The organism is Jeotgalicoccus halotolerans (assembly GCF_003387165.1).
In the GTDB taxonomy this organism is placed as follows: Bacteria; Bacillota; Bacilli; order Staphylococcales; family Salinicoccaceae; genus Jeotgalicoccus; species Jeotgalicoccus halotolerans.
Genome location: NZ_QUMW01000013.1, coordinates 119,058 through 136,376 on the forward strand (window position 1 = coordinate 119,058; position 17,319 = coordinate 136,376).

17 protein-coding genes are annotated in these 17,319 nt (G+C 40.4%); 12 read left to right on the forward strand and 5 right to left on the reverse strand.

Annotated elements, in window-relative coordinates:
• Positions 1 to 218 precede the first annotated feature (218 nt).
• Entirely contained in the window at positions 219 to 2,213 is a 1,995-nt protein-coding gene (locus DFR63_RS09015; protein WP_115885618.1) for a catalase, read from the reverse strand.
• Positions 2,214 to 2,412: 199 nt separating this feature from the next.
• Here DFR63_RS09015 and DFR63_RS09020 point away from each other — a divergent pair, with 199 nt between their 5' ends.
• The 7 genes from DFR63_RS09020 to DFR63_RS09045 all read left to right on the forward strand — a co-directional run bounded on the left by DFR63_RS09020 (position 2,413) and on the right by DFR63_RS09045 (position 8,706).
• Positions 2,413 to 3,813 (forward strand): YfcC family protein, encoded by a 1,401-nt coding sequence (locus tag DFR63_RS09020; protein WP_115885619.1) that lies wholly within the window; start codon positions 2,413 to 2,415, stop codon positions 3,811 to 3,813.
• Between the two features lie 66 nt (positions 3,814 to 3,879).
• Positions 3,880 to 4,326, forward strand: a complete 447-nt coding sequence (locus tag DFR63_RS09025) for an SRPBCC family protein (RefSeq protein WP_115885620.1) — start codon at positions 3,880 to 3,882, stop codon at positions 4,324 to 4,326.
• 155 nt (positions 4,327 to 4,481) lie between these two features.
• Positions 4,482 to 5,381: an RluA family pseudouridine synthase gene (locus DFR63_RS09030; protein WP_115885621.1), complete on the forward strand. Its 900-nt coding sequence runs from the start codon at positions 4,482 to 4,484 to the stop codon at positions 5,379 to 5,381.
• Positions 5,382 to 5,395: 14 nt separating this feature from the next.
• The gene (locus tag DFR63_RS09035; RefSeq protein WP_115885622.1) at positions 5,396 to 5,881 is read left to right on the forward strand and encodes a pyrimidine dimer DNA glycosylase/endonuclease V; all 486 of its coding nucleotides are present in this window, start codon (positions 5,396 to 5,398) and stop codon (positions 5,879 to 5,881) included.
• 419 nt (positions 5,882 to 6,300) lie between these two features.
• Positions 6,301 to 7,947, forward strand: a complete 1,647-nt coding sequence (locus DFR63_RS09040; RefSeq protein WP_115885623.1) for a BCCT family transporter — start codon at positions 6,301 to 6,303, stop codon at positions 7,945 to 7,947.
• Between the two features lie 110 nt (positions 7,948 to 8,057).
• Entirely contained in the window at positions 8,058 to 8,207 is a 150-nt protein-coding gene (locus tag DFR63_RS11840) for a cupin domain-containing protein (protein WP_162842333.1), read from the forward strand.
• 103 nt (positions 8,208 to 8,310) lie between these two features.
• The gene (locus tag DFR63_RS09045) at positions 8,311 to 8,706 is read left to right on the forward strand and encodes a hypothetical protein (RefSeq protein WP_115885624.1); all 396 of its coding nucleotides are present in this window, start codon (positions 8,311 to 8,313) and stop codon (positions 8,704 to 8,706) included.
• 43 nt (positions 8,707 to 8,749) lie between these two features.
• Here DFR63_RS09045 and DFR63_RS09050 read toward each other — a convergent pair whose 3' ends face one another.
• The 4 genes from DFR63_RS09050 to DFR63_RS09065 form a co-directional block, all read right to left on the reverse strand.
• The gene (locus DFR63_RS09050) at positions 8,750 to 9,205 is read right to left on the reverse strand and encodes a hypothetical protein (protein WP_115885625.1); all 456 of its coding nucleotides are present in this window, start codon (positions 9,203 to 9,205) and stop codon (positions 8,750 to 8,752) included.
• 4 nt (positions 9,206 to 9,209) lie between these two features.
• Entirely contained in the window at positions 9,210 to 10,007 is a 798-nt protein-coding gene (locus tag DFR63_RS09055; RefSeq protein ID WP_115885626.1) for a DUF3100 domain-containing protein, read from the reverse strand.
• Between the two features lie 17 nt (positions 10,008 to 10,024).
• Entirely contained in the window at positions 10,025 to 11,203 is a 1,179-nt protein-coding gene (locus DFR63_RS09060) for a M20 family metallopeptidase (RefSeq protein WP_115885627.1), read from the reverse strand.
• A 130-nt stretch (positions 11,204 to 11,333) separates the two neighbouring features.
• On the reverse strand, positions 11,334 to 12,236 hold the full coding sequence (locus DFR63_RS09065) for an SAP domain-containing protein (RefSeq protein WP_115885628.1): 903 nt from the start codon (positions 12,234 to 12,236) through the stop codon (positions 11,334 to 11,336).
• Positions 12,237 to 12,332: 96 nt separating this feature from the next.
• Here DFR63_RS09065 and DFR63_RS09070 point away from each other — a divergent pair, with 96 nt between their 5' ends.
• From DFR63_RS09070 to DFR63_RS09090, 5 genes are all read left to right on the forward strand, one after another.
• A complete protein-coding gene (locus DFR63_RS09070; protein ID WP_115885629.1) occupies positions 12,333 to 12,722 on the forward strand; it encodes a DUF2200 domain-containing protein in 390 nt (129 codons plus the stop codon).
• Positions 12,723 to 12,758: 36 nt separating this feature from the next.
• Positions 12,759 to 13,028, forward strand: coding sequence for a 30S ribosomal protein S14 (gene rpsN, locus DFR63_RS09075; RefSeq protein WP_115885630.1), 270 nt, complete (start codon positions 12,759 to 12,761; stop codon positions 13,026 to 13,028).
• A gap of 128 nt (positions 13,029 to 13,156) precedes the next feature.
• Positions 13,157 to 14,251, forward strand: a complete 1,095-nt coding sequence (locus DFR63_RS09080; RefSeq protein ID WP_115885631.1) for an NAD/NADP octopine/nopaline dehydrogenase family protein — start codon at positions 13,157 to 13,159, stop codon at positions 14,249 to 14,251.
• Between the two features lie 29 nt (positions 14,252 to 14,280).
• Positions 14,281 to 15,681: a Na+/H+ antiporter NhaC gene (nhaC, locus tag DFR63_RS09085; RefSeq protein WP_115885632.1), complete on the forward strand. Its 1,401-nt coding sequence runs from the start codon at positions 14,281 to 14,283 to the stop codon at positions 15,679 to 15,681.
• Between the two features lie 139 nt (positions 15,682 to 15,820).
• Positions 15,821 to 17,308, forward strand: coding sequence for an aldehyde dehydrogenase family protein (locus DFR63_RS09090; RefSeq protein ID WP_115885633.1), 1,488 nt, complete (start codon positions 15,821 to 15,823; stop codon positions 17,306 to 17,308).
• Positions 17,309 to 17,319 lie beyond the last annotated feature (11 nt).

The following is a 17,319-nucleotide window of genomic DNA, read 5'->3' on the forward strand; positions in this document are numbered from 1 at the left end:
TCAGGCAAAAAGAAAGCTTCCTGCCAGAAACATGACAAGAAGCTTTTTCTATAATAAGGTACGGCAAACTTCCCTCGGCGAGGGCGTGTTTAACTGCACTAATATTATGTCGCGCTGTCCTTGTCAGTCTCTCTGGACTGATTTAAAGGCACCAGTATTTAATTAATGACTAGTATTACACATAATATTTTTAATGTCACGCTTTTCAAGTCAAAAAATTATCTTTCCCAGACTCTGTGACCTTTAACATCGTTTAAGAAACCGTCGAAATCCTGTTCTATATCAGTGATTCCCGGGTCATTTTGAGAGAATGACAGAGAATCAAATATATTTACTGAATCAGTGCCGAAACCAATTGCTTTTTTGTGTTTATAAGCAATTTCAAGGTTTTCAATTGCCGGAGCGGGCAGAGGTTTTTCACCGCTTATGACAATTAGTGAATCAAACAGTACTGAGTGTACGGTATCGAAGGTCGCACCCAGCGTAATATCACCGATGTGGTAAATTTTATCTGAAATGAACGTCGGCTGAAGGCCCTGTTCTTCAAGTTTGTGTTTAGTTTCTTTCAATGTTGTCTCAGCAACATCAGGCATAATAATGACTCCCACTGTACGTGTATTCAGAGAGAAATTAGTATTCGTCATGCTGAGTGCTGGTGAACTTTTTTCATAAGTTGATTCATTTACTTCATCAGGAAGTTCAGCACCAACCTTATCGGCGACATACTCTGTCAGGTCGCGGTCGATATAGTTTATCAGTTCTGAAATGACTTGGTTTCTAATTTCCATATCACACTTGCCGAGTTCGAAGCTGAAAGCGTCGTACAAGTGCTGTTTCTCGTGTTTCGATAATGAATTTAAGAAAAGTTTTGCCTGGCTGAAGTGATCTTTAAAACTGTCGCTTCGTGCCTGAACTTTTCTGCCTTCTACTTTTTCATGATAATGTTCATAACCGCCGTCTTCAGCGCTTGCCGGTTCCGGCTGATTATCATTCATCTGGTTAATATGATACGACGTCTGTCCTTTATGAATAGACATCTGTCCATAGCCGTCACGCTGGTTATTTGAAAACGGACATAGAGGTCTGTTAATCGGCAGCTGATGGAAATTTGGACCGCCGAGACGAATTAACTGCGTATCTGTATAGGAGAACAATCTGCCCTGCAGAAGGGGATCATTAGTGAAATCAATTCCCGGAACTACACTGCCGGGATGGAATGCTACCTGTTCTGTTTCTGCGAAGACGTTGTCAACATTCTGATTGAGCGTCATCTTACCGACAATCTGTACAGGTACATCTTCTTCCGGCCATAATTTTGTCGGGTCCAGTATATCAAAGTCCATTTTGAATTCATCTTCTTCAGGAATAATCTGAAGCCCGAGCTCGAATTCTGCTGGAATTCCTTTTTCAACATTTTCCCACATAGTCTGTCGGTTGAAGTCGATGTTTTTACCGTTGATTATTTGTGCTTCGTCCCAAAGTACAGAATGCATGCCGTCTTTCGGTTTCCAGTGGAATTTAACAAAATGGCTTTTGCCTTCGGCGTTTACTAGTCTGAAGGTATGCACACCAAAACCTTCCATCATATTAAAACTTCTTGGAATTGCACGGTCACTCATCAGCCACATAACCATATGGGCACTTTCAGTGTTCATTGATACATAATCCCAGAAAGTGTTGTGGGCCGAAGCTGCTTGAGGCATTTCATTATGAGGTTCAGGTTTTACTGCGTGGACGAAGTCCGGGAACTTAATAGCATCCTGCATAAAGAAAACAGGCATATTGTTACCGACTAAATCATAGTTGCCTTCTTCCGTATAAAACTTAGTGGCAAAACCGCGTACATCACGCGGAATATCCATTGAACCGCGGCTTCCGGCAACGGTGGAAAATCTGACGAAGACCGGTGTTTTTTTACCCGGTTCTGTAAGGAATTTTGCTTTTGTATATTTTTCTAAAGATTCGTAAACTTCGAATTCACCATGAAAACCGAAACCGCGGGCATGTACGACACGTTCAGGAATTCTTTCATGGTCAAAGTGAGTCATTTTTTCACGGAAATGAAAATCCTCCATTAAAGTCGGCCCGCGTTCACCGGCTTTTAATGAAAATTCGTCTTCACTCACAGGCAGACCCTGATTTGTCGTAAGCGGCGCCTTCTTTGTATTATCGATAGTATCTCGCTGATTCAGTTCGTCTTTCTTTTTAGACATTAAAGATCCCCTCCTGAAAATTAAAATACATATTATAAATACCCGTCTTTAATGTAATTAACCAAATTATAAAAGATAATTGGAGCAGAACTTAATTTAAATGCATAAAAATACAATTTGCATAATTTATATCTATGTTAGTATAGTAATATATTTTTAAATTTATAGAATATTCAGACTTTAAAAGGGGTGTTGTTTTATGATTAAAGAATCGGATAAAAGAAAGCGGAAGAAGTGGGAGTTTCCAGATACATATGTCATTGTTTTTGCGGTGCTGTTAATGGCAGCAGCAGCCACATATTTTGTACCGGCCGGAGCGTTTGACAGGGAGGAAACAGACGGGGTTACAACTGTAATCTCGGGGACATTTGAGAATGTTGAATCTTCGCCGGCAGAATTCATGGATGTATTTATGGCAGTTCAGACAGGGATGGTTGAAAGTGCCGGATTGATATTTCTAGTATTGTTTGCCGGCGGTATGTTCGAAATTATCAACAAATCCGGTGCGATACATAAAGGCATCTATTCAGCAATCGACACGATGAAAGGGAAAGAATTCCTGCTGATTGCAACGATAATAATTTTATTTGCCTTGGGAGGAGCAGTAGGAGCACTCGCGAACTCGGTAATTCCTTTTGTTGCTATAGGCGTGCTGCTTGTTAAAGCTTTGAAACTTGATGCACTCGTGGCGGTCGCAATTACATTTAACGCAGCATTTGTCGGTTTTTCTGCAGGTTTTCTTAATCCTTATACGGTGGGAATAGCGCATACCATATCGGAACTTCCGCTGTTTTCCGGTATGGTATTCAGACTAATTGCTTTTGTCCTTCTGGTTGGAGTCACAATTTGGTATACCTGGCGTTACTGTAAGAAAATATTAAATGATCCGTCGAGAAGCTTAATCGGGATAGAAAATGCAGCGAATAACGAAATGACTTTTGATGAGAAGTTTACTGGCCGGCATAAGTTGATCTTAATTTGGACGGGGGCAGCTTTGATATTTTTCATTTTCGCGGTAGTTAAATTCCAGTGGACAACAGATCATATGGCGGCATTTTTTGTTATTATAGGATTGATAGCAGGAATAATAGCGGGAATGAATTACAATACAATCGCAATTACATTTTTAGAAGGCTGTAAAAACCTTGTATATGGTGCACTGATTATCGGACTGGCCAGAGCTGTGCTCGTAATAATGGAAAACGGACAAATCCTCGACACGCTTGTCAATACACTGTCTCATCCTTTATCTGCTTTGCCGCCGGTAGCTACAGCAATTGGCATGTTTATCATGAATTCTCTCTTTAATTTCTTTGTCCCCTCTGGAAGCGGACAGGCAGCAATCATGATGCCGATACAGGCACCGCTCGCGGATATGATTGGAATCACTCGGCAAGTCAGCGTTCTGGCATTTCAATTCGGTGACGGTTTTTCAAATGCACTGTATCCGACTTCAGGACCTTTAATGGCAAGTCTCGCTGTAGCAGGTGTGTCGTGGGCAAAATGGGCAAAATGGTTTTTCCCGTTATTTTTAATATGGACAGGTATAGCCTTTCTACTGCTGGCAGTCGCTGTTTTGATTAATCTCGGACCATTTTAAATGGCAGGATAAAAAACGAAAGTATAGCTATAATGAAAAGATAAGTACAAAGGCAGGTGACAGCATATGGATATATACAGTTATTATAATGACAAACTGGCAGCATCACCGGAAGAAGTGTTTGCAGTTATAAATGATGACAAGCAGTTAAAAAATATTTTCAGTATTCTTAAAGAAATTGAATACAGCACGAAAGGCAAGCGCTCCAAAGGAACAAAATTCAGAGTAACGCTGGGCGTTAGAGATAAGACTTACCGTTTCAGAAATGAGATTACAGAATATGTTCATAACAGGCGAATTATAATGAAAACCAGGTTGAAACAGGGCGTTATAACAACGTTATTTAATGTGGAACCCAGAGGAGGACATTCTGAACTTACCGTGAAGTCATCTATAGAAAGCAGTATGGGAGTCAAAGTATTTGCGATGACAGTAAAGCCTGTTGCTAAGACAGTAATGAATAAAGAAATGAAAAAATTGGAAGAAGCAGTGCGCAATTTAAATTTAAAATAATATATTTTCTGATAACTAAAGCTTTTTGTCTTGTTCAGACAGAAAGCTTTTTAATATGAATATTTTACTGTAATTAAGGAATATACCGAGTACAATAGAAGAACCGCTTAGATCCGTGAAAGTTATTAAATAAGATAAAGCAGAGGAAATTTAAAATGAAGAAGAAATCAAAAACTAAATCAAATACACCGCGTCATGAAGAATGGACAGTTAAAGAACATACAGAGGTACTGGAGTTTTTATTCAAAGTAATGCCGTCAAAAAGCCGTAACGCCGTTAAAGGTATTTTAAAACGCGGCCAGGTGGTCGTTAATGACAAGCCGACTACTCAGTTTGACGATGCTCTGAAACCGGGGGACCTTGTTCAAATACGCGATCGGGTTGCTTCTGCAAGCGTAAAATTAAAAGGATTAAAAATACTTCATGAAGATGACGACCTGATCGTCATCGACAAAGAAAGCGGACTTCTGTCCATGGGTTCGAAGCAGGAACGGCAGATGACTGCTTACAGGCAGCTGATGGAATATGTACAAAGTATTCATCCGAACAACCGGGTGTTTATTGTACATCGTCTGGACCGCGACACATCAGGTGTTATGATATTTGCACGGAGCAAAATGATTCAGCAGCACCTGCAAAAAGCATGGACGGAAGCAGTACAGGAACGTTCATATATCGCTCTGGTTGAAGGAGTCATGAAAAAGGATGGAACGATTACATCCTGGCTGACAGAGGACAAAACGTTCATGATGCATTCGAGTCCGAAACCGAATCACGGCCAAAAAGCAATCACTCATTATAAAGTGCTGAAAACGAATCGCAAGTTCTCGCTATTAAAGGTGAATCTGGATACTGGGCGTAAAAACCAGATTCGTGTGCATATGCAGGATTTAGGTCATCCGATAGCCGGCGATAAAAAATACGGATCGGAAGTTAATTCGATTAACAGGCTTGGACTGCATGCGAATGCGATTAAGTTTAAACATCCGACGAGCGGTAAGGTCATGAGATTTGAATCGGAAGTACCGGCATCATTTACAAGAGGCTTTAAATAAAGGACGGTTGTTCCATGCAAATTTTCAGAGTACATGAAAACCATAAAATCAGTGCACAATTTTTAGACAATCGCCGTTTATCAAAACAAGTACTGGAAATGTACCAGATTATCAGAGTGTGTCTCGGCGCGATGGATATAATTGACACGAACACCCGCTATCTTTCTCATCCGATTGTAAAATCAATTTATAATGAAGGGCATCCTTATTTAATTGATGCACATGAATTTCTGCAAATACTGGACAATGAACATCAGCGCCGCGGAGGGATACGCTCTGCAAAATTTAGAAAAGACCTGGATGCACTCCAGAAACTTATTGATATACATGCAGCACGTTTTAACTCTAATAAAATCCCGCCGTATTTTGTTTACGGTGACGAGAAAATTCACGGTAAAGCAGTATACAAGAGATATGAAGAACTGTTATTTACCAAATGGCAAAAAGATAAAATCCCTCCGCGCTGCAGCTTAAAATTAAACCGGACACAGATTTTATAAAGTTTGTGTCTGTTTTTTTCGAAAAGTAATATTATCATCGAACAGTTTATTCTATGTAAAATAGGGAATTATTTTTGTAAATATACACTAATAGATGAGATGAAACGCATTCATACTTTTGTACCGTTTTATTTTTGGATTATTCATGTTAGTATTGTTAGTTGTTTAGAGCATATTTAACTATGCCTCCCTTTGTCGTGCGATTCTATTCGCAATGCGCTATTGTTCTGAAGTATTATTCAGACATTATTAAACATCATCTTTTTTATTTCAATTTTTTCTGGAGTGCGCATGCACTTACCATCTTTTTTCTCACAAAAAAGTAAAATTTTGCAGAATCAATGATTATCTTGTATAGAGACCTTTCTTTTTGGTATGTCTTTATATGGGGTATCACAATTTCATAAGGAGGATATTTCATGAGAAACAGAAAATCAGCAGTAACCCCTGTCTTCTATATTTCACTTGCTATCGCATTTGTATTTATTTTATGGGGGGCGATTTTTCCGACCAATCTGGAAACTAATTTAGGTTATATTAATAATTTTATTTCTAATGAACTCGGCTGGGTCTACATGCTCGCAATGACAGGCTTTGTAATTTTCGCTTTTTATCTTGTTATCAGTCCTTACGGTAAAATCCGCCTGGGCAAACAAGATGAAAAACCGCAGTACAGTTATTTCACGTGGTTCTCATTCCTGTTCACAGCAGGGATGGGTGTCGGTCTTGTATTCTACGGTGTAAACGAGCCGCTGACCCATTTCCACAACCCGCCGATTACAGAAGGCGGTACGGCACTTGCCCAGCAGGAAGCACTTCAATATACGTTATTTCATTGGGGATTTCACCCGTGGGCAGTATATGCAGTAGTCGGACTTGCATTGGCATACTTTAATTTTAGACATAACGCACCGCTGTTAATGAGTTCAGCAATATCTCCGTTAATCGGTGACAGATCAAAAGGGTGGATGGGTACAACAGTTGATGTTATCGCAGTATTCGGTACTATTTTCGGTATCGCAACGTCCCTTGGTCTTGGTGCCACGCAGATTACAGCAGGCTTAAGCTACAGCTTTGACGCGATAGAAAATAATTTGCTGACACAAATGATAGTAGTTATTATTATTACAATTGCATTTATCGCATCGGCAGCAACAGGTGTTAACAAAGGTATCCGTTACTTAAGCATGGGTAACGTTGTGATTGCGATTGCATTAATGATTTTCGTATTTATATTTGGGTCATCAGTATTAATGATTGATTCATTTATGACGAACACAGGAAACTATCTGCAGAATTTAGTGAGCATGACTTTTAACATGAACTCATTTGTCGGCGACAGAGGATTCCTCGACAGCTGGACATTATTCTACTGGGCTTGGTGGATCGGCTGGGCTGCATTCGTTGGGAGCTTTATTGCACGTGTATCCCGAGGCAGAACTATCCGTGAATTCATCATCGGTGTCATGGGTGTTCCAGTATTATTCAGTGCAATCTGGTTTGCAATCTTCGGCGTTGCAGGTATTGAATCCGATAATATACTTGGCGGAGGATTATACAGCCTGATAGAAACACAGGGTAACGAAGTCGCATTATTCGCCTTCCTTGAAAACTATCCTGCAGCACCCCTGATTATGGGGATCGCGATATTGCTGATTGCATCATTCTTTGTAACATCAGCAGACAGCGGTACTTTCGTACTGAGTATGCTGACAACCGGCGGTTCACTTAACCCACCGCTTAAAATCAAACTGATCTGGGGCGGAATCCTCGCTGCGACAGCAATGGTGCTTCTGGCATCAGGCGGCCTGAATGCTCTCCAGATGGCGATGCTGATTGCGGCATTCCCGTTCACCTTTATCGTGATCATGCTCGCAATATCGCTATATAAAGCATTACGGAGTGAGTACGGTATAATCAAGCTCGAAAAACAGCAGCTTGTTTATGAAGCGGGTTACAGAGAAGAAACTCAAAAAGAACTGGAAGAAAAACGGGAAGCGTTTGAAGAAACACTTCCGGATGAACAGCCGCCGGAAATTGAAGCACAGAGCAAAGAAGATAATTAAAATAATTTTAATAAGCGGATGTCCGGCAACGGACATCCGCTTATTTTTTATGATTACACAATATATAAAACGGGCAACTATAAGTATATAAATTTGCAGGAGGTCATATTTTGAGAAAAGCAGCAGATATTGAAACTAAACCTTTGGAGTATGCCGACAATGGTATGATTCCGAATAATGCAAACTGTCCACTGCTGTATTATAAAAATGTGATAGATGAACATGGCGATACAGAAAAGATATTAAGCTATAACAACTAGGGTATATGGCAAAGCGGACTTTTCTGTCTTTGGCATTGATGGTCCTAGTTTAAGTATTGGTAAAACGAATAAATTGTTCTGATTTAACAAGGAGTGTAATGACATGGGAATATTTGATTTCTTGAAACAAGATAACGACAAGACTGAAGCGGAACAGCCGCCGCAGGAACCTTATACGGAATTGTCAACTGGTCTGGATGATTATCAAAATCCGACATGGCCTCAGGTGGAAAGGGCAGTAAAAGATATAGTGGAAGAAGAAGACAGTTTTGCTACATTATCGTTTAATCATTACGCGCTGGAAGTCGATACTATACAGTGTATTAAAATGGAAGAAGGTTATACTTTCGAAGCACTGCCGGCGAGGGATTCAAAAGAACATGGATTAATCTATCATCTGGACGGACTCAGTTATGAGGATGTTTTAAAACGGTTTAAAGAATTTTATGAGACTCAAAAAGTAACGGGATATAAAGAATTTTCTAAAGATAAATTTTAAAAAAGGCAAAAGCAATAATCTGCTTTTGCCTTTTTTGATGGGATTATACAATCCCCTGTATTCTTAAAATGATTTCGGCAATAATCGCCGAACCTAAGTAAGTTCCTAATAAAACAAGCATACCAATAATGATAGTTTTCCAGCCCATCTTTGCAAAATCAGCCCAGGAGTTACCGATGGAAATGCCTGCATAGGCAAGAATTGGAGTGGTCAAAGCAAGCAGATTAACTTCAGCTGTCCACTCTGCTATTTTTTCCGCTCCGGGGACACCGGGGATAGTTAAAATAAAAGCAAGCAGGCCGATATAAGCAATGGCGGGTAACCTTTTAAAAGGAAGCACTTCATGAATAATCATGCCGATTAATACAATAACCATCAAACTGATCATACCAGGCAGAGCGGCAAGCGGCATTACTTCATAGCCGATAAAGTTGCCGAGCAGTGCCATTGCAGCCACAATGGTCAGTGTTAGAGTCCAATCTATTAGTTTTTCTAACATCCTCTCATCCTCTTCTCTTAGATTTTAATTTAGTAATCCAACTGTAATATTTTTCCGCCATCGGTAAACCGATGAATATGCTCATATATAAACCGGTTACCGAGGTGAGAAGATTGCTTGCCCCTGAATAAGCTGTAATCAGTTCGCTTTGTTCAGGATACATTGCCACAAGAGGTCCAAGAGAAGCTGCTGTCATGCTTCCGCTGCCTATTCCCGTTGCCATGGCAAAAGACAGAGGACTGATTGGTAAAATTGACGCAAATAGTCCGGATGTCACACCGAGAAATATTGCTCCAAAAATCGTTCCGAAAATATACATGGATACGACGCCCCGGCCTTCCGGAGATGAAATGCCATATTTCTCAGATATTAATGCAAGATTTGCCTCTCTCCCGATAGAGTGGGTCATACCGATAGTTTCACGTCTTAAGCCGAGCATTATTGCGACGGGAAGTGCAACTAAAATTGTTGCCAGATTTCCAAACTCCTGAAAGATTAATGCAGGGCCGGCTTTAATTAATTCCGGCAAAGCGGGGCCGGCCTGAACTCCAAATTTAGCAATCAGCAATGTGACTGACATGAACACTAAGGACTCAGCTTTTCTGGATTGTACTTTATTAATAAGCGGAGTAAAGAAAGCTGCAAGCCCGATAATCACTGCATAGAGCATAGGAAGCAGCAGGATTGCTCCGGCACCGACAGGTATTTTATGTGTCCCGATCAGTTCTGTAATAATGACAATGACAAGAACTACCAGGTGCAGTCGCCAGTCTTTCCATAAATGTGTCGAATTGTTATCCATAAATTTCTCCCTTGGGGTTACTTATTTTTTAACATATATTCCATTGTTGATTTTGCCAGTATTTTCGCGGCAATCACCAATGATTTTTCATCAATATCAAACTTAGGATGATGATGAGGATACGGATTTTCTGTACCTTCAGGCTGTGCACCGGTAAAGAAATAAGTCCCTTTTACTTCCTGCAGATAGTAAGAGTAATCTTCGCCTCCCATAATCGGTTCAGTTTCTTTTATCTCCTGAACTTCCGGTACAGTTTCGGCAACTTCCATAACAAATTCAGTTTCTTCTTTATGATTAATTAAAACGGGATAGCCGCGGTCATATTTAAATTCAAAATCAGCTCCGCTTAAATGACAGGTGCCTTCGATGACACGCTGCATTTCCTGTTCCATGAGTTCTCTCGTCTCTTCATTCAGAGTTCTAACAGTCCCTTTAATCTTAGCGGTATTTGCAATGACATTATATGGACCGATTGCTTCAAATGAACATACTGATAAAACAGCTGACTGAAGCGGGTTTACACGGCGGCTGACAATCTGCTGGAAATTATCGACGAGCTGTGAAGCAATTAAAATGCTGTCCTTGGTATCCTGAGGCATAGCGCCGTGTCCGCCTTTGCCGAAAATAGTGACTTCGAATGAATCTGAAGATGCCTGCAGCTCATCCGTTCTGTAATTAATCTCATATAAAGGCATTTGTGCCTGTAAGTGAGTGCCGAAAATAACATCTACACCATGAAGTACACCATCTTCAATCATCGGTTTCGCACCGCCCGGCGGTAATTCTTCAGCATGCTGATGAATAAATACGACGGTGCCGTGGAGATCGTCTTTATGTTTATTTAAAGCTTTGGCTACGCCAAGTAAAGTCGCCGTGTGACCATCGTGGCCGCAGGCGTGCATTACGCCATCGTTGACTGATTGAAATTCCAGGTCCGTCTCCTCGTGAATCGGCAGAGCGTCGAAATCTGCACGGAGTGCAACTGTCGGTCCTTCATGATTTCCTTTTAAATATGCGAGCACACCATTGCCGCCGACTCCTGTCTTAACTTCATGACCTAACTGCTCATGAAAATCAGCAATATATTTTGGTGTTTCTACTTCTTCAAACGACAGCTCCGGATGCTTATGTAAATGTCTCCGTATTGAAATGATTTCCTCATTCAGACTATCTAATGTAGTAAATAAGTTATCCATTTTCACATCTCCCTTATATTATTTAAAGCTTGGATAATGCAAAATTATAAGCTTAATTATTTACCAAGTCAAAATAATCTGAAAAAATCATAAAAAAAGACGGAGCAGTTTTCTGCTTCCGTCTAAATAATTATTCTTTGTTTTGAGTTTCCTCCAGGCCTTCTGTCAGTTTAATTTCAGCCTGTGCACTGCCGATAATATACCGGATGATGAATTGGGCAGCCAGTCTAATATGATTATCAGAATAAGGAAGTACTGCTGCATGTTCCATCAGTTTATCGTACAGCTCATTAATCGTAAATTGTTTCATGAGTAACATATTGCGGTACTTTTCAATCGTATAGTTATCAATATTAAAAAAAGAGTTTCGCTGCTGATCGTGTTCCAGCTGCAGATACCTCTGAATGGACTGCAGGACAATCAGCATCGTGAACTGATTTAAATGGTCAAGACTCTTTTCAAGGTCGTTCAGCTCACTGCTGTAATAGTCGGAGAGCAGGTGATGACATTTAACAGCCTCATATTTGTTCGGTTTGCTGAGGTTCTCTGCAATTTTTTCTTCATGCAGTGCAATGATGATTTCAGACGGAGTCATGTCCGGATGGTTCAGGTAGTAACTGTATGCTTCGTCAATGGTAACCGGTCCGTGAAGGCTGATATAATTTATGAACGCAGTGTTATGCAGGAAGGTTTCGAAAGATTTATGAACAATATAGACAGGGGTTAGCTTGAGCCCGGTTAAATCGATAAACTCCTGATGCTGTTTAACTCGTTCAATCAAATCGTTTTTATTTCCTGAGACTTTAATGCCCGACTTTTTGAGTAAATCTTTTATAATGGGAACTGTGAACTTGGTTAAAGTAACGGAGAGATCCTGTGATTGATCAATGGCGCCTGAATTAAGCAGAGAAGCAAGAAGTTCTGCCGGTTTTCTGTTATATTCAGTTAACCAGAAATCATGCTGGAGAGCTTCTTCTTTAGTTTTCCCATCTGCATAATGTAAAAACAGCACTTCAACCGCATCTAACTGCATTTGACACACTCTCCTTACGAACGTACGTTTGTTTTAATTATAAATGAATCATTGAGACAAGTCAGTTAATAACTACTTAATAAGAGGTGAAGGACTATGGCAGAACATAAAATTTATAAAATGAGTTTCAGCAGTGTACACCCGCATTATCTTGCGAAAGCGGAGCGTAAAAACAGAACAAAAGAAGAAGTAGATGAAATTATCCGCTGGCTGACAGGATATTCACAAGAAGAACTTAAGACACAGATAGACAAGGAAGTGAATTTCGAAGAATTCTTTGGCCAGGCACCTGCAATGAATCCGGCGAGACATGAAGTGAAAGGTATCATTTGCGGTGTGAGAGTAGAGGAAATTGAAGAACCGCTGATGCAGGAAATCCGTTATATGGACAAAATGATCGATGAGCTGGCTAAGGGCAAGAAAATGGAAAAATATTACGCTGAAACAATTAGTTTGAGGTCATTAAAGTCATATGGTATATTATAAAGCGTAATAATTACGATTTATATAAGGAGGGCTGTAATGGCCAAAAAATCAAAAGTTGTCAAAGAATTAAAGCGTCAGGAAATGGTAGAACGTTACAAGAATCTTAGAGCGGAAATGAAGGCTAATGGTGATTATGAAGGTTTAAGAAAATTGCCGAGAGATTCATCTCCGACGAGATTAACCAATAGATGCCAGTTAACCGGACGTCCGAGAGGTGTCATCAGAGATTTTGGACTATCACGTATTAAGTTCAGAGAGCTGGCGCACAAAGGACAGATACCGGGTGTGAAAAAAGCGAGCTGGTAAATAATTTCAGAAATTCACGGACTGGATTAATTCAGTCCGTGAATTTTTTTATTGATTTACCGTGATTGATAAATCGACTGGGTGTGATATTCTTGAAATGTATTTTTAAAAAAGGGGATGTATTAACTATGACAGTTTCAAAAATAGCAATACTTGGAGCCGGTAATGGCGGCATTACTGCAGCAGCGGATTTATCTCAAAGGGGATTTGAAGTTGTGCTTTTTGAAAATGAATTATTCGCAAGCAACCTTGAAAAAATTGATGAAAATGGCGGTATTTTTCTTCAGGAAAAAGGAGAAGAGAACTTTATTGAAGTTCACCAGGTAACGACGGATATCAAAGAAGCAGTAAAAGATGCTGATGTAATTATGCTGACCGTACCGGGTTTTGCGATAGAAAGTATGGCAGAAATGCTGGCCCCTGCTGTTAAAGAGGAACAGGTCATATTCTTAAACGGGGCCGGAGCGATGGGAGCACTCAGATTTGTAAATAAAGCAAGGTCGCTCGGCATAGAGAAAAACTTTAAAATTGGGGAAACAAATTCTCTTGCATATGGAACCCGCGCATTTCCTGAAGAAGCTAAAGTGGAGCTCGGTCTCAGGGTGAAAAAATTATTTTTTGCAGCATATCCAGCGGAGGCTACAGAAGAACTGCTTGAAATATGCCGTGAGCTTTACCAGTGTCTGGTACCTGCAGAGAATGTGCTGCATTCAACGATGGAAAATGGCAATCCGGAAGTTCATCCAGGGCCTTCATTGCTTAATGCAGGACGAATAGACTATTCAAATGGAGAGTTTTACTTATATAAAGAAGGTATTACGAAACATACAGTCAGACTGCTGAGAGGAATTGAAGCAGAACGAATAGCAATCGGCAAAGCTTTTGGTTTTGAACTGGAAGATGCAATTACGAGCAGATATAACAGAGGGTATTTCGAGACAAGTGAAGGTACACTTCAGGAACTGTTCAACAAGAGCGAAGTCTACGGTGCAATTAAAGGACCGACAGAAGTAGACTCCAGATACTTTACAGAAGATATTTCCGATGGTCTTGTATTCTGGTCTGAGCTTGGTGAAACAGCAGGTATTGCGACACCGAATATCGATGCGGTCATTACCATCGGCGGAACTATTCTGGAACGTGATTTTTACTCAGAAGGATTGACTTTATCCAAGCTGGGGCTAACAGAGGTATCTGTGCAGGAATTACTGAGAAAATTGTAGATCTTGAATAAAACAAAAGGGGAAATTTTATGAAGAGAGCACCGACACTTTTTGAAGCTGTATCTTGTTTCTTATTTTTGGCAGTTATTATTGGGGTGGGTTTCGGCTATTATGATATACCTATTCAGCCATTGCTTTTATTATCAGCAGCATATGCGGCTTTTATCGCTTACAGGGTAGGCTTAACATGGGAAGATATGGAGGAAGGTATAACAACCCGTTTAAACACAGCTATGCCGGCAATATTTATTATTTTTGCGGTGGGAGTTATCGTCGGTACATGGATTTACTCTGGCACTGTTCCAATGCTTATCTATTACGGCTTATTAATCATAGATCCGACTTATTTTCTTGTTACAGCCTTTGTGATTACTGCTGTAGTATCAATTGCCACAGGAACTGCCTGGGGTTCATCAGCTACAGCAGGTGTCGCGCTGATGGGAATTGCAATTGAAATGAACGTTCCTTTAGGAATTGCGGCAGGAGCCATAATTTCCGGTGCTATTTTTGGAGATAAACTGTCACCTCTTTCGGATACGACGAATCTTTCAGCTTTAGTTGCTGAAGTCGATTTATATGACCACATAAAACATATGCTGTGGACGACGATTCCATCCTCGCTCGCGGGTCTGATTGTCTGGTTGATAGTCGGCATGAATCTGGATACAGGTACTGCGAGCTCCGATAATGTAATGGGCTTGACTTCAGAGCTGAGTGCGATATTTAACTGGAATATTTTTATGCTGCTGCCCTTTGTCATTATATTGTGGGGTGCTTTTTCAAGAAAACCTATTGTACCGGTTATGCTGTTATCATCTGTTGCCGCAGTCTTTATAGGAATGTTCTCCAACGGCTTTTCTTTTGTAGACGGCTTCACAGCGATGGCTAACGGATTCTCAGTAGATATGGTAAATCCAAACAGTGAATTCTCTGAGACAGTATCATCATTATTAAACCGCGGCGGGATATTCTCTATGGTAACCATTGTAGTTACGATATTTTGCGGCTATGCCTTTGCAGGAATTGTAGAAGCAGCCGGGTGTCTGGACCGGATTCTTGAATCATTTACGAGGTGGGTTCAATCATCATGGCAGATTGTAGGCTCTACAATTTTAGGCAGTATTCTGATTGTCTTTACAGCGGGTGTCGCTTCCATATCTATTATTATGATGGGAGTCCTGATGAAAGATGTCTATAAGAAGAACGGAATGGACGGATTAAACTTGTCGAGAACCCTGGAAGACTCAGGAACGATGATATTAGGATTTGTTCCATGGGGTGTTTCCGCAATTTACTATCTGGAAGTATTAGGCGTTGGAGTTGGCGACTATTGGATGTGGGCAATCCCATGCTACCTGTGTATTGTATTTGCGATGATCTATGCGGCAACAGGTATCGGCATAAAGAAATTGAAGAAAGCTGAAGGATAAATAAAAGACTGCGCTATTATATTATAGCGCAGTCTTTTTAAGATATTTTTTCACACAGAGTGAAAAAATATTGCTTTATTAAATAATTGGTATTAGAATTGTCGTAAGAATCAAACTATTTAAGGGGGATTATTTTCATATGGCAATTGAAACTTTGAAGTCACGTGTGCAGGAATTTTTAGATGGGGATAAAGGGTTGTACATTAACGGAAGTTATGTTCCAGCGAGCAGCGGGAAAACTTTTGATGTACTGAATCCTGCAACAGAGGAAGTAATTGCTCAAGTATCAGAAGCAGATGAAAAAGATATAGACACAGCTGTAAAAGCTGCACGTGAAGCTTTCGATAATGGCGAATGGACGAAAATGGAAGCGGCAGAGCGTGCACATATTATTTACAAATTTGCAGACTTATTGGAAGAGCATCGTGAAGAATTGGCCCAGCTCGAAGCGCTCGATAATGGGAAACCATATATGCAGGCGCTTGAAGATGATGTTGATGGAACAATACAGCATTTCAGATATTATTCAGGGTGGGCAACAAAAATATCAGGACAGACGACAAATGTCTTAAACGGATATTTAACGTACACAGTCCACGAACCGGTTGGCGTGGTCGGACAGATTATTCCATGGAATTATCCGCTGGCGATGGCAGGATGGAAGCTCGGAGCTGCTCTCGCAGCAGGATGCACAATTGTAATTAAACCTGCTTCGGAGACTCCATTATCATTATTATATGCAGCTAAACTGTTTAAAGAAGCAGGATTCCCAGATGGTGTAGTCAATGTTGTACCCGGTTCAGGGAGTGTAGCTGGTAATGCACTTGTTACACATAAACAAGTCGACAAAGTCGCATTTACAGGGTCTACCAAAACAGGCAGTTCTATTATGAAAAATGCTGCGGAGGATATTAAAAGCACTACTCTAGAGCTTGGCGGGAAATCACCGGCAGTGGTTCTTGAAGACGCCGATCTTGATACAGCATTGGACGGAATTTTTGATGGAACAATGTACAATTCAGGACAAAATTGCAGTGCAACGACGCGAATATTCGTTCAGCGTAAAATTTACGATGATGTATTAAAAGCATTGAAGGAAAGGGCAGAAAAAGCAGTAGTCGGTCCAGGACTGGATAATTCCACTGAATATGGTCCGTTAGTTTCTGAAAAACAGTTAAACACTGTGCTTGGTTATATCAGAAAAGGTAAACAAGAAGGAGCAAGACTGCTTGTTGGAGGATCGCGCAAAGGTGACAAAGGATATTTTGTAGAACCGACAATTTTTGCGGATGTAGAAGACGATATGACAATTGCAAGAGAAGAAATTTTTGGGCCCGTAATGTCTGTATTTGTGTTTGACGAGGTAGATGAAGTAATCAAACGCGCGAATGATAGCGAATATGGTTTAGCGGCAAGCGTCTGGACAGAGAGCATTAAGAAAGGACACCATATTGCGAGTAAATTACAGGCGGGGACCGTATGGGTAAATGATTTTGGCCTTGAATTAGAAACAATGCCATTTGGCGGATATAAGAAATCAGGTATCGGCAGAGAAATGGGCGGAGAATACGGCATTTCTAATTATATAGAAGTGAAAAGTGTATTTGTAAATCATAAAGTAGATTAGCATATGACGAG